Source organism: Pseudomonas agarici (assembly GCF_900109755.1).
Taxonomy (GTDB): domain Bacteria; phylum Pseudomonadota; class Gammaproteobacteria; order Pseudomonadales; family Pseudomonadaceae; genus Aquipseudomonas; species Aquipseudomonas agarici.
Window position 1 is genome coordinate 86,005 of the sequence record NZ_FOAR01000012.1, and the last position, 22,470, is coordinate 108,474.

Below are 22,470 nucleotides of genomic sequence, written 5' to 3' on the forward strand. Positions count from 1 at the left end.
GCAGGCGCAGATCTAACCCCGGCGCGTCTGTTTATCCTTCATCGAGCTTTCGGAGAAGCTTTTCAAGCTGCTCCTGGCGTTCGGCCTGGCTCAGCTTCGGCTGTGGATTGAGCGACGACCACTGCGAATGCGCCCGGGCTTTATACAGGGCCTCGGGCAACTTGCCTTCGCGCCAATGAGTATCGGCGGGCAAGCTCACCTGGATGCTATCCATCGCCGCATGCCCGCGCGCTTCCAGGGCTTGCAGCAGTTGTCGTTGGCGCAAGGCCAGCAGGCGCAGCACACTGTCGTCGACAGTCAGTTGCCGTTGGCCCTTGAGCTTGCCCAGCAGGCGGCTGCCATAGCCGCGAGCGGTTTGCAGGGCGCCGCCGGCGAGGGCTCCGGCCAGAGCGGCGGCACCGAGGGTCAGCCCGCCCACCAGCAGGTCGATGCCGGCACCCGCCGCCGCGCCAGCGGCAATCCCGCCACCGACTTTCACGCCTAGTTGCTTGAGGGTTTCGGGGTTGAACAGATCGTCGCCCCAACGCCCATCGAGCAGCGGCAGATCCGTTGCCGCCGCATCACTGGCACGAAAGGCGTAGAGCTTGAGCAGGGCCTCGACACAACGCTGTTCGCGCTGGCGGATGGCCTGGTGTAAATCGGCGATGGCGCGGTTTTCGGCATCGGCTTCGCCGGCCACCTGGCGCCGACAGGCGGCGCAGTCGATCAGCAGCTCGGCGATCAGCCTGTTGGCGCTCTGCCGGCGGGCTTGGCGCTGGGCCTGCTGGTCGAAAATCAGCCGCTCCAGTTGCGCACGGGAGCCTTCCAGCAACAGGGCGAGGCTTTCATAGAGGCGGCGCTCGCCATCCTCTGGCGGTGCGACGCTGTCGAAGCGCACCAGGGCATGCAGCCCCAGGCGGGCCAGGGCTTCACGCCAGTCGGGCTCGCGTTGGGCGGCGCTGCTGACGAAGTTGAGCACCGGCAGCAGCGGTTTGCCGCAACGGGCGAGCACCGACAGCTCGTCGCGGTATTTGGCCAGAACCGGTTCGCGGGCATCGATCACATACAGCCCGGCATCCGACGCCAACAACTGGCGCAACACCTTGGCCTCCTGTTCGAAGCGTTGTCGGGCTTCGCTGCTGGCCAGGAAGCGGGCCACCCGCGCCGGACCGTCCAAGCGCTCACCGGGGCGGTCCAGGCGTTCGAGATAGTCGAGCAGGGCGATGGCATCTTCCAGGCCGGGCGTGTCGTACAGCTCCAGCAGGGCATCGCCGTCCACCGACAGGCGCGCACCCTCTACATGGCGGGTGGTGCTGGGACGATGGGAGACCTCGCCGAATCCCACGTCGCGGGTCAGGGTGCGCAGCAGCGAGGTCTTGCCGACATTGGTGTGGCCGACCACGGCCAGTTTCAGCGGCTTAGTCATGGCCGGTCTCCAACCAGGTGAGCGGAGCGCAGTCGGCGAAGGCCAGGTCGAGTTGGCGCAGAGCGCTGTGCCAGTCGCCGAGGCGGTCGGCATCTAGCGCTTGACCAAGCGGTGCCTGCAACAGCCAAATGCGCGTTTCAGTGGCGCTACGGGCCAGCTCGGCGATCAGCCCGAGGCTGCCGCGGTCTGGCGAGCGGCGCGGATCGCAGGCAATCGCCAAGCGGGCCGGCGGGAAGCGAGTCAGTTGTTCCAGGAGTTTTTGCCGCGACTCGCGACTGTCGAGAATACCGGCGTCCCGCACGCCCTTGGGCAGTAAGGGTGGCCAGGCGTGTTGATCGTCCAGCTCGATGGCTACCAGCAAGGCCCCGTCGCTGTCGAGCGCAGTGACCCCAGTGGTGGCGTTGTGCAATTGTTCGGGAGCGGCATCGCTGACGCCGAGGCGTTCGCTGCTGGGCATCAAGCGTTCGCGCAGGTGGGCGTAGCCGGGCAGGTTCGGATCCAGTCGCAGCGTGCGGCTGCCACTGTTCCAGCGCCACAGGCAAAATAGTCCCAGCAGCAGGCGCGGTAGCACGCCGTAGACCACCAACACCCCAACCAGCCAGCCGGCCCAGGCCTGGCGGGCGCCTTCAAGGTCGAGGGCGCCGTTGCCGCTGGCGCGAATCATCGCTTCGTTGGGCATGTCGAAGCCCAGCAGGGTCGGCAGAGCGCCGAGACCCTGGGTCAGGCTGACGAAGGTATCGCTGCCGAGGAGGGTGGTCTCCCAGACAAACCCGTAGCGGCGGGTCGCCATCAGCATCAACAGGATCACCAGTGCGCAGAGCAGGGCCAGTAGCCACAGGCCATGGACGAGCATGCCGATGGCCCAGCGATTCAGGCGTTGGCGTTGCAGCAGCAGCGCCAGTGCCGGCACCAGTTGTACTGCCTGGGCGTCACGGGCGAGCTTTTCGCTGAGCCAGAGCCACAGCCGCCCCAGGCCAGCACCGTGTCCGCCTGCCAGCCACAGCCCCGCGAGCCAACTCGCCAACAGCAGCAGGTTCAAGCCGAGCAGGCTGCCCAAGGCCCAGAACACATTGACCGGGGCTTGCCCGTTACCCAGCGCGGCGAAGGCCAGGCCGCCGCCGCTGAACATCACCGCCACGGCGAGTACCCACAGGGCCAGGCGCGCCCCTTGCAGCCAGTGCCGCAGGGCGCGGAGCTGGCCGTCCCGTTCGGCGAGCCAGAGGGCGCGGTGTTGGATACGGGTCGCCAGGTCACCGCCGGCCATCCGGGCGCGGCGGTTGGCCTCCAGATCTTCCAGGGGGCCGGCCTGCTCTTCGCGCAGGCGCACAGTCTCGGTCAGCCAGAGACGTTGCAGGGGAGTCGGTTCAGTCACGCGCCATCCTGTTGCGGGGTTGAGCCTGAAGCATACTAGTGCCTGCCCCAGGCTGTCAGGTATCCTCGTCGCCATGAAAAATACACTCCCCCTCAGCTTGATCGCGGCTCTCGCTGAAAACCGCGTGATCGGCGTCGACAACGGCATGCCCTGGCATTTGCCGGCAGATTTCAAGTATTTCAAGGCCACTACCCTGGGCAAGCCGATCATCATGGGGCGCAAGACCTGGGACTCGCTTGGCCGGCCATTGCCGGGTCGGCTGAACCTGGTGGTCAGTCGCCAGGAGGGCCTGCAACTGGACGGCGCGGAGGTTTTTCCGTCGCTGGCAGAGGCCGTGACGCGGGCCGAGGAGTGGGCCCTGGAACGGGGCGCCGGCGAGCTGATGCTGATTGGCGGGGCGCAACTGTACAGCCAGGGCCTGGAACAGGCGGACCGCTTGTACCTGACCCGAGTAGGGCTGAGCCCCGCAGGCGATGCGTGGTTCCCGGCATTCGATCCGGATCAGTGGAGGCTGGTGTCGAACGAGCCGCACCCGGCGCTGGACGACAAGCCGGCGTTCAGCTTCGAGGTCTGGGAAAGAGTTTGAGTCCGACGGGACATGAGCGAAATTCTACGGCGATAGAGCACCTGAAGAGCGTTTCCAAAACGCCCTTCAGGATTTGTGGATGGGGCCTAGTGGCCTGTGTGGTGAGTTCTATTAGTCAATTTCGGCGCCAGAAGTCCCTGGCCGGCGTTGCTGTTCCTCGCCATAGCTGGGCTATGACTCGTCACAGCGCCTTGGCCATGAACTTCTGGCATCCGAACTTGAGCTAACGAACTTACCGTACAGGCCACTAGTTGCTGGGGCGCTGATCAGGCCTGCGCCAACTCCGCGTGCTCGTCGGCATCCAGCAGGGTCTTGTCGGTCTGCTGCATGATCTGGCTGGTGATGGTGCCGGCGACCATCGAGCCGTTGACGTTCAGTGCCGTGCGGCCCATGTCGATCAGCGGCTCCACCGAAATCAGCAACGCCACCAGGGCCACCGGCAAACCCATGGCCGGTAGTACGATCAGCGCGGCAAAGGTCGCGCCCCCGCCGACGCCGGCCACGCCGACCGAACTCAAGGTCACGATGGCCACCAGGGTCGCGATCCACAAGGGGTCCAGCGGGTTGATACCCACGGTTGGCGCAACCATCACCGCCAGCATGGCCGGGTAGAGCCCCGCGCAGCCATTCTGGCCGATGGTCGCGCCGAACGAAGCGGCAAAGCTGGCGATCGACTGAGGAGTTCCCAGGCGGCGGGTCTGCGCCTCGATGCTCAGGGGAATGCTCGCCGCGCTGGAGCGACTGGTGAAGGCAAAGGTCAGCACCGGCCAGACCTTGCGAAAGAAACGCAGCGGGTTGATTCCGGCCAGCGATACCAGCAGGCCATGGACCACGAACATCAGGCCCAGGCCGATATAGGACACCACGACGAAGCTGCCCAGCTTGATGATGTCGTGCAGGTTGGAACCGGCCACCACCTTGGTCATCAGCGCCAGCACGCCATAAGGCGTCAGCTTCATCACCAGACGCACCAGGCGCATCACCCAGGCTTGCAGGGTGTCGATGGCATTCACCACTTTCTGGCCTGTTTCGGCATCGTCCTTGAGCAGTTGCAGCGCGGCGATGCCCATGAAGGCGGCGAAGATCACCACACTGATGATCGAGGTCGGCTTGGCGCGGGCCAGGTCGGCGAACGGATTCTGTGGAATGAACGACAGCAGCAGTTGCGGGATATTCAGGTTGGCGACCTGGCCCGCGTAGTCGGTCTGGATGGCCTGCAGGCGGGTCAGTTCCTGGGTGCCGGCGACCAGACCTTCGGCGGTCAGGCCAAACAGGTTGGTCAGGCTGATACCGATCAACGCGGCGATGGCGGTGGTGAACAGCAATGTGCCGATAGTCAGAAAGCTGATTTTGCCCAGGGAAGAGGCATTGTGCAGGCGGGCCACGGCGCTGAGGATCGAGGCGAACACCAGCGGGATCACGATCATCTGCAGCAAATGTACATAGCCGTTGCCCACCAGATCGAACCAACTGATGGATGCGTTGACTACTGGGTTGCCGTCACCATAGATGGCATGCAGGCTTGCGCCGAAAACCGCCCCCAGCAGCAGGGCCAGCAGGACCTTTTTCGCCAGGCTCCAGGTGGTGTGGCGGGTTTGCGCCAGGCCTAGCAATAGGGCGAGGAACACCAGCAGATTGAGGATCAACGGCAGGTTCATTGAGACTCCGAAAATAAATAGATGCCCATTACTTTTGGGTGGTAAGCCGCTAAGCCTAACCGTTTTATATATATGAATTTAATATCAAAATTGAATTTAATATATATTATTTGGAATAAGTTGATCACGCCGAGGCGAATGCCGGTGACGTGATCAGGGGACAAGCGGCGGCGCTGGGATGAAGCTTGTGGCGCTCAGACAAGCCCGTTCGCCACAAGACTGCGCACAGCGCCAAACGCCTTGAGTGAGCAGCATTGCGGCATTGAGCGGGACTCGATTGGGTGAGGACCGCTTATGGCACCAGCTTGTCCAGCATCGCCTTGTCGCGTACCGCGCCCTTGTCGGCGCTGGTGGCGAGCAGGGCGTAAGCTTTCAACGCGGTGGTTACCTTGCGTGGACGGGCTTCCACCGGTTTCCAGCCTTTGTTGTCCTGCTCGGCACGGCGGGTGGCCATTTCCTCGTCGCTGATCAACAGGTTGATCGAGCGGTTCGGAATATCAATCAGTACCTTGTCGCCGTTCTGTACCAGGCCAATGGCGCCGCCTGCCGCGGCTTCCGGAGAGGCGTGGCCGATGGACAGGCCCGACGTCCCGCCGGAGAAACGACCGTCGGTCAGCAAGGCGCAGGCCTTGCCCAGGCCCTTGGATTTCAAGTAGGAAGTCGGATAGAGCATTTCCTGCATGCCCGGACCGCCTTTCGGACCTTCGTAACGAATGATCACGATATCGCCGGCCTGCACTTCGTCGGCGAGGATGCCACGCACGGCGCTGTCCTGGCTTTCGAAGATCTTCGCGTTGCCTTCGAACACATGGATCGACTCGTCGACGCCGGCGGTTTTCACCACGCAGCCGTCCAGGGCGATGTTGCCGTACAGCACGGCCAAGCCGCCTTCTTGCGAGTAGGCGTGCTCGACACTGCGAATGCAGCCGTTTTCACGGTCGTCGTCGAGTGTCTCCCAACGGGTCGACTGGCTGAAGGCGACCTGGGTCGGGATGCCGGCTGGGCCAGCCTTGAAGAAGGTGTGTACCGCTTCGTCGGCGGTCTGGGTGATGTCCCACTTGGCGATGCCCTCGGCCAGGGTCTTGCTGTGCACAGTCGGCAGGTCGGTGTGCAGCAGGCCACCACGGGCCAGCTCGCCAAGGATGCTGAAGATCCCGCCGGCGCGATGCACGTCTTCCATGTGGTACTTCTGGATATTCGGCGCGACTTTGCACAGTTGCGGCACGTGACGGGACAGGCGGTCGATATCGCGCAGGTCGAAATCGATCTCGGCTTCCTGGGCGGCGGCCAGCAGGTGCAGGATGGTGTTGGTGGAACCGCCCATGGCGATGTCCAGGGTCATGGCGTTTTCGAACGCCTTGAAGTTGGCGATATTGCGCGGCAGGACCGAGTCGTCGTTGTCACCATAGTAACGCTGGCACAGCTCGACGATGGTCCGACCGGCCTGTAGGAACAACTGCTCGCGGTCGGCGTGGGTCGCCAGGGCCGAGCCGTTACCTGGCAGGGCCAGGCCCAAGGCTTCGGTGAGGCAGTTCATCGAGTTGGCGGTGAACATGCCGGAGCACGAACCGCAGGTCGGGCAGGCGCTGCGCTCGTACTCGGCGACCTTCTCGTCGGACGCACTGGAGTCGGCGGCGATGACCATGGCGTCCACCAGGTCCAGGCCATGGGCGGCGAGCTTGGTCTTGCCGGCTTCCATCGGGCCACCGGAGACGAAGATCACCGGGATGTTCAGGCGCAGGGCGGCCATCAGCATGCCGGGGGTGATCTTGTCGCAGTTGGAAATGCAGACGATGGCGTCGGCGCAGTGGGCGTTGACCATGTATTCGACGGAGTCGGCGATGATCTCGCGGCTCGGCAGCGAATAGAGCATGCCATCGTGACCCATGGCGATGCCGTCATCCACGGCGATGGTGTTGAATTCCTTGGCGACGCCACCGGCGCGTTCGATCTCGCGGGCGACCAATTGGCCCATGTCCTTGAGGTGGACATGGCCGGGTACGAACTGGGTGAACGAGTTGGCGACGGCGATGATCGGCTTCTTGAAGTCGGCGTCTTTCATCCCCGTGGCGCGCCACAGGGCACGGGCACCGGCCATGTTGCGGCCATGGGTGGATGTTTTCGAGCGGTAATCAGGCATGGAACACTCCGGGCGGCTAATCAGGTACACAAGGGGAAGTGAGCTTCTATGGGCTTCTGGTGCACACCGAAAAATAGCCGGGTGCCCGAAAACTGCCGTTGGCTTCGCGGGATCGCCGCGTGCCTGGGCTTGAGCTCATAAACCCGCCGGGGGATGACTGGCGATGAATAGCGTGATTCTACACCGCTGGCGCCCGGAAGGAACGGGCGTGGCGGTTGAAGCGCTCATGACCCGTGTGGAGGGTGGTCGGCAGGGCGCGCCAATGTAATGCCAGTGGTACAGCGAACCATCGCGAGTAATAGGCTTCGAGCGTCCAGCGCGAGCCGATGGGGCACAGTCAGCAGGCATATCTGAGTGTCGGCGCTGAATTCGACAGAGGGGTTTGAAACTGCGCGGACAGGGCGGGGAAAGACGCAAGCACTACGTCCAGAGGAAATACGCCGAGCAGGGTAATAGTCATCAGCAGAAGTATCACAAAGAACTTTTTGTGAGTTCGATGCGCATTGATAGTCGAGGTATCTTGACTGCTTGCCATGAAACGGGCCTGCGTTGGGTAAGTGCTGAATAGTAGTTTTTGCCAGAGCCCAAGCAAGCGGTATGAACGTAGGTGTATTCCTGTATGACTGTGAGATAACTCTAAAGGTGAGGGAGAGAGCGGAAGTGAGGATACTTCCGCTCTCTCTCAACGATCTTAGCTATTAGGCAACAACCGGCAAGTAATGCTCTTGATATAGCGTGTTTCCGGGATCGCCGGGTGTACCGGGTGATCCGGACCCTGGCCGCCGCGTTCCAGCAGTTGGATATTGCGGTCCAGGTGGCGGGCGCTGGTCAGCAGGATGTTCTGCAGATCATCTTCGGGCAAATGCATCGAGCACGAGGCGCTGACCAGGATGCCGTCCTTGCTGAGCAGGCGCATGGCCTGTTCGTTCAGGCGGCGGTAGGCGCCTTCGCCGTTTTTCAGGTCTTTCTTGCGCTTGATGAATGCCGGCGGGTCGGCGACGATCACGTCGAATCGCTCTTCGGCGGACTTCAGCTCCTTCAGCGCTTCGAAGACATCACCCTCGATGCAGGTCAGCTTCTCGGCAAAGCCGTTCAACGCGCCATTGCGCTCTACGCCGTCGAGGGCGAAGGCCGAGGCGTCGACGCAGAACACTTCGCTGGCGCCGAACGCCGCGGCCTGCACGCCCCAACCGCCGATATAGCTGAACAGGTCGAGCACCCGCTTGCCCTTGGCATACGGCGCCAGGCGCGCACGATTCATGCGGTGATCGTAGAACCAGCCGGTCTTCTGGCCCGCCATCACCGGTGCTTCGAATTTCACGCCGTTCTCCTCCAGCGCCACCCATTCCGGCACCAGGCCGAATACGGTCTCGACATAGCGCTCCAGGCCTTCGGCGTCACGGGCCGCCGAATCGTTCTTGAACAGGATGCCGCTCGGTTTCAGGACCTGGACCAGTGCCGCGATGACCTCATCCTTGTGTTGTTCCATGGTCGCCGAAGCGAGCTGGACCACCAGGATGTCACCGAAACGATCCACCACCAGGCCTGGCAGCAGGTCGGCATCGCCATAGACCAGACGGTAGAACGGCTTGTCGAACAGCCGTTCGCGCAAGGACAGAGCGACGTTCAGGCGGTGTACCAGCAGCGATTTGTCCAGCGCCAGCTTGGCATCGCGCGACAGCAGGCGTGCGCAGATCAGGTTGTTCGGGCTCAGAGCGACAATGCCCAGGGCCTTGCCGCCAGCGGCTTCGAGAATGGCCTGGTCGCCGGCCTTGAAGCCGTGGAGTGGAGTCGCCGCCACGTCGATTTCGTTGCTGTAGACCCACAGGTGACCGGCGCGCAGGCGGCGGTCGGCGTTGGCTTTAAGGCGTAGGCTAGGCAGGGACATGACGTCGCTCCGGGAAAAAGAGCGGAATTATAGCGGGAGTTGCCGGTCGCCGGGTTGGCATGTTTCAGGTGATTACACTGTACGTGTCATCCATTGAGTCGAACTTTTCGGCTAGAATCGCTCACTTGTCCAGGGTGTGTATTCATGTCCCAAGAACTCTCAGCCGAACAGATCCAACAGGCCTTGCAAGGCATCAGCGTACCGCCTCAACCGCAAATCATGGTGGATTTGCAGATGGAGCAGTACATGCCCGACCCGGACCTGGAGGTGATTGCCCGGTTGATCAGCCAGGACCCCGGTCTTTCCGGCGCGTTACTGAAAATCGTCAACTCGCCTTATTATGGCTTGGCCAACAAGATCGCCTCGATCCAGCGGGCGGTGAACCTGCTGGGCAGTCGTTCGGTTATCAACCTGATCAACGCACAATCGATCAAGGGCGAAATGGCCGATGAAACCATCGTCACCCTGAACCGTTTCTGGGACACCGCCCAGGATGTGGCGATGACCAGCCTGACGCTGGCCAAACGCACCGGTTCCCAGGCCATCGACGAGGCCTATGCCCTGGGCCTGTTCCACGATTGCGGGATTGCGTTGATGCTCAAGCGGTTTCCCGACTACATGACGGTGCTGGAGCAGGCCTATGCCGAGGCCGGCCCGGAACAGCGGGTGGTGGACACGGAAAACCGGGTGTTCAACACCAACCATGCGGTGGTTGGCTACTACACCGCCAAGGCCTGGCGCCTGCCGGAGCATGTGAGCAGCGCGATCGCCAACCACCACAACGCCCTGGCGATCTTCAGCGACGAGTCCAGCCATAACAGCCAGTTGAAGAATCTGCTGGCGATCCTGAAAATGGCCGAGCACATCTGTGCCTCCCACCGAGTGTTGGGCAACCAGACCGAGGACCACGAATGGCATGCCATTGGCCACCTGGTGCTCGATTATGTTGGTCTGTCCGATTACGATTTCGAGACGCTCAGGGAAAATATCCGTGAGTTGGGTGCTCCTTAGTTTCGAGCACGCTATGTCCTGACCTGGAATCACCATGCCTGAATTACCCGAAGTCGAAACCACCCGGCGCGGTATCGCGCCCCACCTGGAAGGGCAGCGCGTCAGTCGCGTGATTGTCCGCGACCGGCGCCTGCGCTGGCCGATCCCGGAAGATCTCGATGTGCGTCTGGCCGGGCAGCGCATCGTGCAGGTCGAGCGGCGGGCCAAGTATCTGTTGATCAACGCCGAGGTCGGCACGCTGATCAGCCATCTGGGGATGTCGGGCAACCTGCGCCTGGTGGAAGTCGGCATGCCGGCCGCTAAGCATGAGCATGTGGATATCGAGTTGGAGTCTGGTCTGGCCTTGCGCTATACCGATCCACGCCGCTTCGGGGCGATGCTCTGGAGTCTCGATCCGTTCAATCACCCGTTGCTGATTCATCTGGGGCCCGAACCACTGACCGAGCTGTTCGATGGTGAGCGGTTGTTCCAACAGTCACGTGGGCGTTCGATGGCGGTTAAGCCGTTCATTATGGATAACGCGGTGGTGGTGGGCGTGGGTAATATCTACGCGAGCGAGGCGTTGTTCGCCGCCGGGATCGATCCGCGTCGCGAGGCCGGGGGGATTTCGCGGGCGCGCTACCTCAAGCTGGCCACTGAGATCAAACGGATCCTGGCCCATGCCATCGAGCGCGGCGGTACCACGTTGCGCGACTTTATCGGTGGCGATGGTCAGCCCGGCTACTTCCAGCAGGAACTGTTCGTGTACGGGCGTGGCCGGGAGCACTGCAAGGTCTGTGGCAATGGCTTGCGCGAGATCAAGCTTGGCCAGCGAGCCAGTGTCTATTGCCCGAAATGTCAGAGCTGACCTGAGTTGTACGCAGACGCTATAGTAAGTCTTTGCCCTGCGTTGCCTAGCCAAAGGATAGAGCCATGACTCCGTTTCGCACCCTGGCCTTGTTGCTGGCTCTGAGTTCCGTCTTGCAGGCGCTACCGGCGTTGGCTGATGACGGGACCAGCAGCGATCCCACCTATCGAATCCAGAACCCGCCGGCCTACGCGATGATCGGCGACCTGCTGGTGGCGCGCCCGCTGCTGGTAGGCGCGACGCTGGTGGGGGCGGCGGCGTTTGTCGTGTCGCTGCCGTTTACTGTGTTCGGTGGTGTCGAGGGTGTGGGCAGGGCCGGCAAGGCGCTGGTGGTCGATCCAGGCAAGGCAGCGTTTGCCCGCTGCCTGGGCTGCACGGCGCAAGGATTTGACGATAACCACTGAGCGACGGCTGATTCAGGCCTTGCCGGTGATCTTCCGGTACTTGGCCATCAATTCGTCTTCGGTTTCCGGATGGGCTTCATCCAGCGGGATGCAATCTACCGGGCAGACCTGTTGGCACTGTGGTTCGTCGTAGTGGCCGACGCATTGGGTGCAAAGGTTCGGGTCGATGACGTAAATTTCTTCGCCCTGGGAGATGGCGGCGTTTGGGCACTCGGGTTCGCAGACGTCGCAATTGATGCAATCGTCGGTGATGATCAGGGACATGGACACTCCGGCCAGGGCGACAAGCCCGGGCAACGTAAAAACTGATGGGCCAATTGTGCCGCATCGGCGCGCGCAGTGCACGCGGACACGACAAAGCCGGCGTCAGGTTCGCCGTGGATGGCGGCTGCGCGGAGCTGCCGCCGGGGTTACTTCTTGAAGCGCAGGTTCAGGGCGTCGGCTACCGCCGGGTGGACGAACTTGGTGATATCTCCGCCCAAAGCGGCGATTTCCCGTACCAGCGTCGATGAAATGAACGAGTAACGTTCCGACGGCGTGAGGAACAAGCTCTCAACTTCCGGCGCCAACTGGCGGTTCATGTTCGCTAATTGGAATTCGTACTCGAAATCCGACACCGCACGCAGCCCGCGCAGAAAAACATTGGCGTTCTGTTCCTTGGCAAAGTGCGCCAGCAACGTGGAAAACCCCACCACTTCAACGTTGGGCAGGTGTTTGGTGACCTCGCGAGCCAGTTCTACACGCTGTTCCAGCGGGAAAAGCGGGTTTTTCTTCGGGCTGGCGGCCACGGCAATGATGACGTGGTCGAACAGGCGCGCGGCGCGTTCGACCAGATCGCCATGGCCCTTGGTAATCGGGTCGAAGGTACCTGGGTACAACACTCGGTTCATCGCGTCGTCCTGGCGGGAGTCCGTTGGGGAATCGGATGGTATCGCAGCCTATCTTGTCGGCCAAGTCAGGCGGTGCGAAAGAGAGCCCTGTAGACACCGTGAATAATCCTCTTTCTCCCGGGTTTTTCAAGCGCTCGATCAAGGCCGTGGCCGACCGGGTGAATGGGCGAGGCCCTTGCCGGGGACGCTCAAGACTTCATCTGGCACAGGGTCCTGTCGTCACTGATGTTCAGGACCAGATAGGTAGCCCATGCGACCGTATCTCATGCCGACCGTTTATCCGCTGCCGGATAGGCCGTAAAATGCCTGGCACCGCACTCTTGAAGTCAAGCTCAAATCATGGTCCCACGAATAAAAACCGGTGAGCGCATCGTCCGGAACAGCCTGGACCTGTTCAATCGGCAGGGCGAGCGCAGTGCCGGCACCGATCACATCGCGGCGCCCATGGCTATTTCGCCGGGTAATCTCTATGACCCGTTCCCCAAGGAGCAGGCGATCATCGCCATGCTGTTCGCCGAATACGAGGCACAGGTGGACAGCTTCCTGCGCCCGCTCCATGGCCGGGCAACGCTGGATAAACGGCGCCATGAGTTTTAAGTGCCGCAGGTCCAGACACCGGAGGGTGTGTATGAGCGATCATGAAAATTGTTCTTTATCCGCTGACGAGAAATGACTGATGCCTCTTGCACAATTGATCAGCGCGCAGCAACTGGCCGAGCGCCAGGCTCGCTCAGGGAGGGTGATCCTGGATTGTCGCTTCGCCCTGGAAGACCCGGACTACGGACAGCGCAGTTATGCCCAGGGGCATATCGAAGGCGCGCACTACGCCGATCTGGAGCGCGATCTCAGCGGTCCTGTGATCAAGGGCCTGACCGGTCGCCATCCATTGCCCGAGCCGGCAGCGCTGGTGCGCCGTTTGCAAGCCTGGGGCATCGACCCCGATAGCGAGATCGTGCTGTATGACGAGGGGCCCGGTATGTACGCGGCGCGCGCCTGGTGGCTGCTGGTCTGGCTGGGCAAGCGCGATGGGCTGTTCATGCTCGATGGCGGCCTGAAAGCCTGGCAGGGTGCGGGGCAGCCGTTGAGCCTGAGCCCGCCGCCAGTCGCGCGCGGAAGCTTCAGCGGCATGGCGGATCCATCCTTGCTGATCAGTGCGCAGCAACTGCAGGAGCGTCTCGGCCAAGCGTCCCTGACCTTGCTCGATGCCCGTGCCCGGCCCCGGTTTCTTGGCGAGGTCGAGCTGATCGACCCGGTAGCCGGACATATCCCCGGCGCCCAATGTGCGGCGTTCAGCGACAATCTCGGCGCCGATGGGCGGTTTCTGTCGCCCGACCAGCTCAAGCAGCGATTTGCTGGACAGTTGGCTGATCGTTCGCCCCAGGAACTAGTGGCGTACTGCGGTTCCGGGGTGGCGGCGTGCCATAACCTGTTCGCGCTGAGCCTGGCAGGTTATCCGTTGGGGACGTTATATGTTGGGTCGTGGAGCGAATGGATCACCGATCCGCAACGGGCGGTGGCGACAGGCGACTGATTACCGGAGCGGTCGATACTTATCTATATACACGCCGGACTCCCTGACGGGTCTAATCTGCGCGAGCGTGGGGAGACTTACGTCGTAAGAGCCTCTCTGATAACGCGAATACAGGAGATTTTTATGGGACAGGCCGTGTTGAATAATAAGCTCGATCCGGGATCGGTAGGGCTGGTGGGTGAAGTGGCAGGGACGCCAACCCCGACCGAACCACGATACAGCGGGCAGATGGAATCTTTGGCGAAGCACTTTGAAGCCCTGGCGAACAATAGCTATCACCAGATGCTCGCGCTGGGTCGTAGTGTGTTGCTGGACAAAAGCGTCGAGACTTGTAATGCGTTCGAGGCGCGGGCGCTCGAACTGTATCAGGCCTCCATTCAGCTTATTCAGGACGCGCTGCACCCAACCTCAATTATTTCGACTCAGGCGGAGCTTATCTTCCGTCATTTCGATGCCGGTGCGATCGATCAACTGGCCGATGAACAATTAGGGCGCTTTTCAGACAGCATTGACCAGCTGTTTAGCCTGGTCGCAGGCAGCACCTCTTTGAATATCCGTGAGTTGGGCCTGCGCCTGGTTCGCGAGGGAGGGATGAGCGATTTCGAGGGTTTTCTGGAGACGGCCGAGAAGGAGGTCGTCGAATCATTGGTCTCATTCAGCGGCGATGATGGGCCGCTGACCGATGTGCTGGATCATATCTATGCCAGGGACATAGATCTGGGCCTGGATCTGGACATAGGCGTCGCTTTGGATATGAAGACCTGGACATTGCAAGGCCCGGAGTTCAAAGAGTTGGCCGGCAGCGCCAGGGAAACCGTTGGGCCGCAGGTTGGATTGACCGATAGGCTCGATCCGGAACCGGAATGGGTCTGGCTCGATGCTGAGGATAACGAGGTATTGGTAGAAGTCCTGAGGCCCAATGACGCGCCCTTGCAAGACCGTGAGATTGAAATGCTGGAAGACTGGCGAGTGGATGCGGATCTCGAAGCGGAGGTTTTTGCCTGGACATATGATCAGCCGGATGGCTATTGGAGCGGGCAAGTAGCCGTGCCACTATTGAATGATATTGTCACGCCGGTTGGTTTTGTTAGTTACCATGAATTTGCCTGATCGATAGAAAGACACCGCGCGCTCCGCTCAACCTTGCTGATCTGCCAGCCACTGCGGGATCCGGCGCTCCAGGTAATAGCCCGGTTTGCGCAGGGTTCCGTCGACAAACCCGACATGCCCCCCTTTGCGCTGTAATTCGAACTCGGTGCCCGGTGCCAGCTCGCCGGGTTCCGGCAGGCTGTGGGGAAACACGAAGGGATCGTCCGCCGCTTGGATGATCAGGGTCGGCGTGCGGATTGCGCCGAGAAAGTATCGACTGGACGCGCGGCGGTAATAGTCTTCGGCATCCAGATAGCCATGCAGCGGTGCGGTCACCCGGCCGTCGAAATCCCAGAAAGTACGCATTCCCGCCAACTGCCCGAGGTTCCTCAAGGCCGCCAGGCCGTCGACTCGCCCGTCATGCTGGAACTGGCGCTGTTTGTTCTTGATATAAGCAAGCATCTCGCGCATGAAGTGCGCTTGGTAGACCTTGGAAAAGCCCTGGCCGATGCGGTCTGCACACTGATCGAGACGAAACGGCACCGAGACCGCAACTGCCGCCCGCAGGCCGCTGTGGCCGGCGCTTTCCCCCAGATGCTTGAGCAGCACGTTGGCGCCCAGCGAGTAGCCTACGGCGTACAGCGTCGCCAGCGGTCGCTTGGCCTTCAGGTGGGCGATGGTCGCGGCGAGGTCTTCACTGGCGCCGGAGTGATAGCTGCGAGCCAACAGGTTCGGCTCTCCCGAGCAGCCGCGCCAGTTCAGCGCCACGCTGGTCCAGCCCTGGTTGGCCAGGGCCTGTTGCAAGCCGACGATATACGGTGAGTGGGATGAGCCGGTGAGCCCGTGCAGGAGTAGCACCAGGGGCGTCTTCGCCTCATGAGGACCGAACCAGTCAAGGTCGAGAAAATCGCCATCGTCCAGCCAGAACCGCTCGCGTTGGCGGTCGATAACGGCCTTCTTGCGCCAGAGCGGGCCCCACAGGGTTTGCAGGTGTGGGTTGCCCAGGCCTGGGGCCGGAGTGAAGTCCTGAACGTGCGGGGGGCAGGGAAATGACGGCGACACAGGGAACTCGGAATGAAGAGGTCAGGCAGTGCCGTGAGCAAGCCGTCACGGCAACTGCACTACAAAATGCGATACTCCTAAGTTGCCACAGTCATCTGGGTTGTTGCAGCTTTTTATCCGCGGGCAACGGGGTGGGCTGGCAACTTGTCTGCGCTGGCCGGGCCGCAGGCAGCGGCTGCTGGGGAACTGTCGGGCCGGAAGTCGTCACCACCCAACCGTTAGCGTCGAAGTGGCTATTCAAGGCGGCCTTGATTCTTTCGCGTGTCAAGCGCTGCGCCTGTTCGGCGAAGTCCGTCAGGCTCAGCGGCAGGCCATGGCGGCCAATCAGAATCAGCTCCTGTAGGATGTCCGCGTTGCTTGTTCCGCTCAATACCATGTTTCCACGCATGCTCTGCTTGATGCTTTGCAGTTCCTGTTCAGTCGGGCCATCCCTGAGAAAAGCCGCGAACATTTGTTTGACCCGTTGGAGCACCGCGTCGCTGTATTGCGGTGGGATCGCAAGGTTGATGTGGAAGGGGCCATGGGCTTGCCAGTCGGTCAGTTGGGACGATACCGCGTAGGTAATACCATGCTGTTCGCGCAGCGCCTGCATCAGTCGATTATCGAAGCCACCGCCGAAGATCAGACTGGCGACATGGAGGGCAACATAGTCGGGGTGCTGGCGGGGCGGGGCGATCTGGGCGAGATCCAGTTGAAGCAGGGTGGTGGGGCGTTCCAGATGGGTTGCACCGATGATGCTGTCGCGCCGGTCGGCGTTGGCCTGTTGTGGCAACGCCGGGCCCTTGGGCAGGGCGTCGGAAATCTTCACACTGATGACTTGCGCTTGCTCCTCCGAGAGATCGCCGACCAGCAGGATAATGGCATTGCCTGCGCTGTAAGCCTTTTGATGAAAGGCCCGTAACTGCTCGGCGGTGATCTGTGCGATGCTTTCCCGAGTGCCATAGAGGGGTTGGCTATAGGGGTGTCGTGGGTAGAGCGAGGGGGCAAACCGGTGGCTGATCCCGCTGCTCAAGGCCTCATCTTGGCGCATTTGCTGGTCGATGAGCTCGCTCTTTACCCGGCGAATGGCATCTGCGGTGAAGCTGGGCTTGCTCAGGATCTCGGCCAATAGCTGCAGGGCCGGGGTGCGCACGGCGGCGTCGCTGAGGCTACGCAAGGTAAAAAAAGCATGGTCCCGATCGACGCCATTGGTGATCGTCGCTCCCAGGCTGTCGAACGCGGTCATAATCGTACTGACGTCCTTGCCTTGCGAACCTTCGTTGAGCAGGCTCAAGGTCATGGCCGCGAGGCCGTGGCGATCACCGTCGTGCCGGCTGCCCGCGGCAAAGCTGACGGCCACGTCGATCAATGGCAGGCCATGGGTTTGAACAAAGAGCACCTTGGTGCCGTTGAGGGTTTTCCAGCCACGGACCGGGAGTGAGTAGGGTGTTGGCGTTTGATGATCGAGATCGCCCAGCGATTGTAAGGGAGCGACAGTTGTTGCGTGCACCTGCGTGGCGAGAAGTGAAAGGCCGACCAGTAGAGCCAGCACCGCGTTCAACAAAGCACGATAATATTTACTCATCATGACTTTCTCCTGGGATGGCCAGGGCGACGCTGAGTCGCTCAGGAACAAAGTAGGTTTGTGCGGCTTTTTGAATATCCAGGGGCGTGACAGCCTTCAGCAGATCCTGCTCTTGCTCCTGTTGTCTCCATGACAGACCGACGCTTTCCAGGGTGCCAAGTTTCTGCGCCTGGGCTTCCACCGAATCGCGGGCGAAAACCTCTTTTGCCAGCACTCGAGTGCGCGCGCGGTCAAGTTCCAGAGCGCTGACGGGAGTTTTCTTCAGCGCTTCGAGCAGTGCCCACAGACGAGCCTGGATATCGTCCAGGCTTGGGTTGCTCTGGATGTCCAGATCGACGGCAATCGTCAACAAACCATCCCCTCGATTGAACGCCTCATAGGTGGAACGGGCCCGAGTGATCCGCTCTTCCTGGAATTTCAACTGGCTAAAGATTCGCGAGCTGGGACCGACGCCCAGCAACTCGTTGAGCAGGCGCAAGGTGTAGGCCGTATGCGGGTTGGTCGCGGTTGTCAGGCTGGGGACGTTGAAGGCCATGACCAGGCTGGGAAACTCATTGCGGGTCCGTAGCGTGATCCGCCGTTCTCCCGGCGCGTTCAACTCCAGCGGTTGGCGGGTTTCGGGAAGCTCTCGGCTTGGCACGCCGGCGAAGTAGCGACGGGCCAGCGTTTCGACCTCAGTGGATGTCACATCGCCGACCACCACCAGGGTCGCGTTATTCGGTACATACCAAGTGGCGTACCAGTCTTGTAGTTGCCGGACGCTCATACGTTCCAGGTCGTGTTGCCAGCCGACGACCGAGGTGCGATAGCCACTGGTAGTAAAGGCAATACTGCGCATCTTCTCGTCGAGCAGTTCGGCGGGGGTATCGTCGACGTTCTGCGATCGTTCGTTCTTGATAACTTCGATTTCACGCTTGAAGGCGACCGGCGACAGGTGAGCGGTACTCATCTGGTCGGCCATGATTTCCAGCGCGACACCCAGGGCATGCCGCGGCATGAGGTATTCGTAGGTGGTCGTGTCGTGGTTGGTGAAGGCGTTGATCCTGGCACCGAGGCGCTCCATGATCGGGAAGGCCTGGCCGGGGCAGACTTTGCTGCTGCCCTGGAACAGCATGTGCTCCAGCGCGTGGGAAAGACCGGAATCACCCGGCGATTCGTAGCTGGAGCCGACTTTGTACCAAAGCTGGGCAGCCACAATGGGGGCTCGATGATCTTCGCGCACAACGATTTTCAGGCCGTTGTCCAATCTGAGTTCATGGGTATCGGGTATAGGGGCGGCGAGCGCAACGGTCGGCAGCAGGAGCAGGCCGAGCGCGAGATGGCGGGTGAGTTGTTGCATCGGTAGGGGATCCTTGTGTCCTGGCGATTTTCGAAGGAACACAGTGATCCGGCTGGCGGGTGCGATGGCGGTACAGGAATAGTGATGACGGCGCGCAGATCAACGGGCCGTCATCAAGGATCGAGCTACAGGTCGGCGACGCCGCGTTGCCACAGCGCATAGTAGACCCGCCCCGACTTCTGCTCGCGGTGCAGGCGCCAGGTGCCCGGCAGGCCAAGGGTCGAAGGCGCGGTTTCGCTTTCGGTATAGATCCAGGCGTCAGCGGCCAGCCATTGGCGCTGCTCCAGCAGGGCACAGACGCCCGGTAGCAGGTTCTGGTTGAACGGCGGATCAAGGAACACCAGATCGAACGCCGTGGGCGCCTGGGTTTCCAGGTAGCGCAGGGCGTCGGCGGTGTGTACCTGGCCGACGCTGCAGCGCAGGGTGCCCAGATGCTCGCGCAGGCTCGACACCGCCACGTGACTGGCGTCCAATGCCTGGCCCATGGCGGCGCCACGGGACAGGGCCTCGAGGAACAAGGCGCCGCTGCCGGCGAACGGGTCGAGCACCTTGGCCCCGGCAACATAGGGTGCCAGCCAATTGAACAGGGTTTCGCGCACGCGGTCGGGGGTCGGACGCAGGCCAAGGACATCGGGGAAACTCAGGCGTCGGCTACGCCATTGGCCACCGATGATACGTAACTGGTTCACACCGTTATGGGGGTGCGCGGGTTTCTTGCTGGGACGTGATGAATGGGCCATTAATGCTCCGGGACCCCGAGTGGCTGTTCGACGGGTTTGTCGGTCGGCGGCGGTAGCGGCTTCTGCGGTACCGTGGGACCGGCGGTGACGACGATCATCTTGTCGACACCCAAGTGTCTGTTCAGGGCCGCCTTGACCTGCTCGACGGTCAGCGCCTGGGTCTGCTGCATGAAGTCTTCCAGGTAGTTCAGCGGCAGGTCATAGAAGCCCATGGAGCCCAGTTGGCCGACGATATCGCTGTTACTGGCGTTGGACAGCGGGAAGCTGCCGGCCATTTCACGCTTGGCGTCGTCGAGCTCCTTCTGGGTCGGACCGGACTTCAGGTAATCGGCCAGCACCTCTTCGACCAGCTTACGCGTGCCTTCGCTCATCTCGGCGCGGGTCTGCAGGTTGATCATGAAGGGACCGCGAGCCTGCATCGGGCTGAACCCGGAGTAAATCCCATAGGTCAGGCCGCGTTTTTCCCGCACCTCACTCATCAGGCGCGTGCCGAAGCCACCGCCGCCAAGGATCTGGTTGCCCAGAGACAGGGCTGGAAAGTCCGGATCGGCACGGTCGATACCCATCTGTGCGAGCAGGATGGTGGTCTGCTTGGACGGGAACTCGATATGCCCGGTGCTGGGTTGCGGGTCATGGGCCGGGGCAATTTTCGCCAGAGCCGGGCCTTTCGGCAGGGCGGCCGAGACTTGGGCGGTCAAGGCTTGGGCTTCACTGCGCGAGAGGTCGCCGACCAGGGCGATCACCACGTTGCCGGCGGCATAGGCCTTGGCATGGAACGCTCGCAGTTGCGCAAGGGTGATCGGCGGAATGCTTTTGGCCGTGCCGTCGCTGGCATGGCTATAAGGGTGATCGCCATACAGGCGCCTGGACAGGTCCTGGCTCGCCAGCTTGCCGGGGTTCTGCTTTTGGAACTCGAAGCCGGCCAGCAACTGGTTCTTGATCCGCGCCAGGGAGGTGGCTGGGAAGGTCGGCTTGCCGACGACTTCGGCGAACAGTTTCAGCGCCGGTTCGCGTTTGTCGGCGGCACTGAGGCTGCGCAGCGAGGCGACCGCCATGTCTTTGTAGGCACCGTTGCCGAAATCTGCGCCGAGCCCCTCGAAGCCTTGGGCGATGGCTCCGACGTCTTTGCCGGCCACACCTTCATTGAGCATGGCGTTGGTCAGCAGGGCCAGGCCGGGGATCTTGCCATCCTGGCTGCTGCCGGCGCCGAAGGTCAGGCGCAGATTGAACATCGGCAGCTCATGGGCCTCGACGAACAGCACCTTGGCGCCTTCGGCGGTATTCCAGGTCTGGACGTTCAAGGAACGGCGCGCCGGGGCCTTGTCGTCGAGTTCGGCGAGCGATTGCAGCTTATGGCTCGCTTTGGCTTCTTCCAGCACCTCGCTGGCCCTGGCGTCGCAGGGCGCGAGCAGGGACAGGGCCAAGCCGCCTGCGGACATGATCAGGGTCAGGCCGAGCAGGGTGAAACGAGAACCCTTGGGCTTATTCATGGGCGAGGCTCCTCGGGCAATACATGGGCGACGCTGAGGCGTTCGCGGATGAAGTAGGCGCGGGCGGCCTTTTGGATATCTTCCGGCGTCACGCTTTGCAGTTCGGCCAACTCGTCGTCCATCAGTTTCCAGGACAGGCCGACGGTTTCCAACTGGCCGATGGCGGTGGCCTGGCTGGTGATCGAATCACGCTCGTAGACCAGTCCGGCGATGACCTGGGCACGCACGCGTTCGAGTTCCTCGGCGGTGGGCGGCTGGGTCTTTAATTGATTCAGCAGGCGCCAGAGGCCGGCTTCGGTATCGGCCAGGGTTTTCTTCTTCTGCGTGTTCGGCGTTGCCGACAGGGTCAACAGGCTGTCGCCACGGCTGTAGGCGTCGTAGCTGGCCGAACCGCCGGAGATCAGTTCTTCGCCGCGTTCCAACTGGGAGGACAGACGGGCACTGTAGCCGCCGTCGAGCAGGGCGGCGATCAGCCGCAGGGCGTTGACCGCGCGCGGGTCCTTGGCGGTGGCGATGCTCGGTACGTTGAACCCGAATATCAGGCTCGGCAGTTGGGTCTTCACGTGTAGGGTAATCAGCCGTTCGCCGGGTTCGTCCAGCTCACGCGGGATCTTCGTCGGCGGCGTGTCACGCCGCGGGATCGCGCCGAAGTAGCGTTGGGCCAGCTTGCGTACCTCATCCAGGCTTACGTCGCCGACCACCACCAGGGTGGCGTTGTTCGGAACGTACCAGGACTGATACCAGTGGCGCAGTTCCTCGACCTTCATGCGGTCGAGGTCGGCCATCCAGCCAATGGTCGGCGTGTGGTAGCCGCTGGCCGGGTAGGCCATGGCCTTGAAGCGTTCATAGGCCCTGCCCATCGGCTGGTCGTCGGTGCGCAGACGGCGTTCTTCCTTGATCACTTCGATCTCGCGGCTGAACTCGTCGGCCGGCAGACGCAGGCTGGCCATGCGATCGGCTTCCAGTTCGAAGGCGACACCCAGGCGGTCACGGGCCAGGACTTGGTAATAGGCCGTGTAGTCGTCGCTGGTGAAGGCGTTCTCCTCGGCTCCCAGGTCGCGCAGGATCAACGAGGCTTCGCCGGGGCCGACTTTCTCGCTGCCCTTGAACATCATGTGCTCCAGGGCATGGGAAAGACCGGTCTGGCCTGGCGTCTCGTAGCTCGAGCCGACCTTGTACCAGATCTGCGAAACCACCACCGGGGCGCGGTGATCCTCACGGACGACGACCTTCAGGCCATTGTCGAGGGTGAATTCATGGGTCAATTGTGGGTCGGCGGCCATAGCCGCAAGCGGCAGACAAAGCGTGCCGAGCAACAGGCCAGCGGCGCGGCGTGCTAGAGCATTCATTCGTTTTTAAACCTGTAGGGCTGCCCGCTTGGTCTTAGCGTCGGCGGGCTAGGAGGTGCTAGGATACTGTGTTGCGCGCGAACAATCTGATCAAAAAGCAGTCTG

19 protein-coding genes and 2 pseudogenes are annotated in these 22,470 nt (G+C 61.9%); 7 read left to right on the top strand and 14 right to left on the bottom strand.

The window, feature by feature from the left end; translation table 11 throughout:
- Positions 1 to 31: 31 nt before the first annotated feature.
- Both BMX68_RS13140 and BMX68_RS13145 read right to left on the bottom strand, forming a co-directional pair.
- Positions 32 to 1,405: a GTPase/DUF3482 domain-containing protein gene (locus BMX68_RS13140; RefSeq protein WP_074862252.1), complete on the bottom strand. Its 1,374-nt coding sequence runs from the start codon at positions 1,403 to 1,405 to the stop codon at positions 32 to 34.
- Positions 1,398 to 2,777: a DUF2868 domain-containing protein gene (locus BMX68_RS13145; protein ID WP_017130508.1), complete on the bottom strand. Its 1,380-nt coding sequence runs from the start codon at positions 2,775 to 2,777 to the stop codon at positions 1,398 to 1,400. Before BMX68_RS13145 ends, BMX68_RS13140 begins: the two co-directional genes overlap by 8 nt.
- Positions 2,778 to 2,850: 73 nt before the next feature.
- On the opposite strand from BMX68_RS13145, the gene BMX68_RS13150 reads away from it, so the two are divergent.
- Positions 2,851 to 3,363 carry a dihydrofolate reductase gene (locus tag BMX68_RS13150; protein WP_017130507.1) on the top strand — a complete coding sequence of 171 codons (513 nt, stop codon included), beginning with the start codon at positions 2,851 to 2,853 and terminating at the stop codon, positions 3,361 to 3,363.
- Between the two features lie 266 nt (positions 3,364 to 3,629).
- Here the strand turns inward: BMX68_RS13150 and BMX68_RS13155 are convergent, their stop codons facing one another.
- The 4 genes and pseudogenes from BMX68_RS13155 to BMX68_RS13170 all read right to left on the bottom strand — a co-directional run bounded on the left by BMX68_RS13155 (position 3,630) and on the right by BMX68_RS13170 (position 9,049).
- On the bottom strand, positions 3,630 to 5,021 hold the full coding sequence (locus BMX68_RS13155; RefSeq protein ID WP_074862255.1) for an L-cystine transporter: 1,392 nt from the start codon (positions 5,019 to 5,021) through the stop codon (positions 3,630 to 3,632).
- A 292-nt stretch (positions 5,022 to 5,313) separates the two neighbouring features.
- A complete protein-coding gene (ilvD, locus tag BMX68_RS13160; RefSeq protein ID WP_017130506.1) occupies positions 5,314 to 7,161 on the bottom strand; it encodes a dihydroxy-acid dehydratase in 1,848 nt (615 codons plus the stop codon).
- Positions 7,162 to 7,522: 361 nt separating this feature from the next.
- A pseudogene (locus tag BMX68_RS26750) lies at positions 7,523 to 7,696 on the bottom strand (multidrug transporter CflA); the annotation flags it as partial.
- Positions 7,697 to 7,852: 156 nt separating this feature from the next.
- Positions 7,853 to 9,049, bottom strand: a complete 1,197-nt coding sequence (locus BMX68_RS13170) for a class I SAM-dependent rRNA methyltransferase (RefSeq protein ID WP_017130505.1) — start codon at positions 9,047 to 9,049, stop codon at positions 7,853 to 7,855.
- A gap of 144 nt (positions 9,050 to 9,193) precedes the next feature.
- On the opposite strand from BMX68_RS13170, the gene BMX68_RS13175 reads away from it, so the two are divergent.
- The 3 genes from BMX68_RS13175 to BMX68_RS13185 all read left to right on the top strand — a co-directional run bounded on the left by BMX68_RS13175 (position 9,194) and on the right by BMX68_RS13185 (position 11,311).
- A complete protein-coding gene (locus BMX68_RS13175) occupies positions 9,194 to 10,060 on the top strand; it encodes an HDOD domain-containing protein (RefSeq protein WP_017130504.1) in 867 nt (288 codons plus the stop codon).
- A gap of 34 nt (positions 10,061 to 10,094) precedes the next feature.
- Entirely contained in the window at positions 10,095 to 10,907 is an 813-nt protein-coding gene (gene mutM, locus BMX68_RS13180) for a bifunctional DNA-formamidopyrimidine glycosylase/DNA-(apurinic or apyrimidinic site) lyase (protein WP_017130503.1), read from the top strand.
- Positions 10,908 to 10,972: 65 nt separating this feature from the next.
- The gene (locus tag BMX68_RS13185) at positions 10,973 to 11,311 is read left to right on the top strand and encodes a hypothetical protein (protein ID WP_017130502.1); all 339 of its coding nucleotides are present in this window, start codon (positions 10,973 to 10,975) and stop codon (positions 11,309 to 11,311) included.
- Between the two features lie 12 nt (positions 11,312 to 11,323).
- On the opposite strand, the gene BMX68_RS13190 is transcribed toward BMX68_RS13185, so the two are convergent.
- Together BMX68_RS13190 and coaD are read right to left on the bottom strand one after the other, a co-directional pair.
- Complete coding sequence (locus BMX68_RS13190; protein ID WP_017124885.1) at positions 11,324 to 11,575, bottom strand: YfhL family 4Fe-4S dicluster ferredoxin; 252 nt, start codon at positions 11,573 to 11,575, stop codon at positions 11,324 to 11,326.
- Between the two features lie 146 nt (positions 11,576 to 11,721).
- Positions 11,722 to 12,201 carry a pantetheine-phosphate adenylyltransferase gene (gene coaD, locus BMX68_RS13195; RefSeq protein WP_017130501.1) on the bottom strand — a complete coding sequence of 160 codons (480 nt, stop codon included), beginning with the start codon at positions 12,199 to 12,201 and terminating at the stop codon, positions 11,722 to 11,724.
- A gap of 339 nt (positions 12,202 to 12,540) precedes the next feature.
- Between coaD and BMX68_RS13200 the strand changes: the two are divergent.
- The 3 genes and pseudogenes from BMX68_RS13200 to BMX68_RS13210 all read left to right on the top strand — a co-directional run.
- Positions 12,541 to 12,783 (top strand): annotated as a pseudogene (locus BMX68_RS13200) (TetR/AcrR family transcriptional regulator); the annotation flags it as partial.
- Positions 12,784 to 12,877: 94 nt separating this feature from the next.
- Positions 12,878 to 13,732, top strand: coding sequence for a sulfurtransferase (locus tag BMX68_RS13205; protein ID WP_017130499.1), 855 nt, complete (start codon positions 12,878 to 12,880; stop codon positions 13,730 to 13,732).
- Between the two features lie 123 nt (positions 13,733 to 13,855).
- Positions 13,856 to 14,842, top strand: a complete 987-nt coding sequence (locus tag BMX68_RS13210; protein ID WP_017130498.1) for a type 1 periplasmic-binding domain-containing protein — start codon at positions 13,856 to 13,858, stop codon at positions 14,840 to 14,842.
- A gap of 27 nt (positions 14,843 to 14,869) precedes the next feature.
- On the opposite strand, the gene BMX68_RS13215 is transcribed toward BMX68_RS13210, so the two are convergent.
- The 6 genes from BMX68_RS13215 to BMX68_RS13240 all read right to left on the bottom strand — a co-directional run bounded on the left by BMX68_RS13215 (position 14,870) and on the right by BMX68_RS13240 (position 22,365).
- Positions 14,870 to 15,883: a hydrolase gene (locus BMX68_RS13215; protein WP_017130497.1), complete on the bottom strand. Its 1,014-nt coding sequence runs from the start codon at positions 15,881 to 15,883 to the stop codon at positions 14,870 to 14,872.
- Positions 15,884 to 15,974: 91 nt separating this feature from the next.
- Positions 15,975 to 17,450, bottom strand: coding sequence for a M16 family metallopeptidase (locus tag BMX68_RS13220; protein ID WP_017130496.1), 1,476 nt, complete (start codon positions 17,448 to 17,450; stop codon positions 15,975 to 15,977).
- Positions 17,440 to 18,786 carry a M16 family metallopeptidase gene (locus tag BMX68_RS13225; protein WP_017130495.1) on the bottom strand — a complete coding sequence of 449 codons (1,347 nt, stop codon included), beginning with the start codon at positions 18,784 to 18,786 and terminating at the stop codon, positions 17,440 to 17,442. The genes BMX68_RS13220 and BMX68_RS13225 overlap by 11 nt, the downstream gene beginning before the upstream one ends.
- Positions 18,787 to 18,911: 125 nt before the next feature.
- Positions 18,912 to 19,526 carry a 16S rRNA (guanine(966)-N(2))-methyltransferase RsmD gene (rsmD, locus tag BMX68_RS13230; RefSeq protein ID WP_017130494.1) on the bottom strand — a complete coding sequence of 205 codons (615 nt, stop codon included), beginning with the start codon at positions 19,524 to 19,526 and terminating at the stop codon, positions 18,912 to 18,914.
- Positions 19,526 to 21,016, bottom strand: a complete 1,491-nt coding sequence (locus BMX68_RS13235) for a M16 family metallopeptidase (RefSeq protein ID WP_017130493.1) — start codon at positions 21,014 to 21,016, stop codon at positions 19,526 to 19,528. The genes rsmD and BMX68_RS13235 overlap by 1 nt, the downstream gene beginning before the upstream one ends.
- A complete protein-coding gene (locus BMX68_RS13240) occupies positions 21,013 to 22,365 on the bottom strand; it encodes a M16 family metallopeptidase (RefSeq protein WP_017130492.1) in 1,353 nt (450 codons plus the stop codon). Before BMX68_RS13240 ends, BMX68_RS13235 begins: the two co-directional genes overlap by 4 nt.
- Between the last annotated feature and the right edge of the window lie 105 nt (positions 22,366 to 22,470).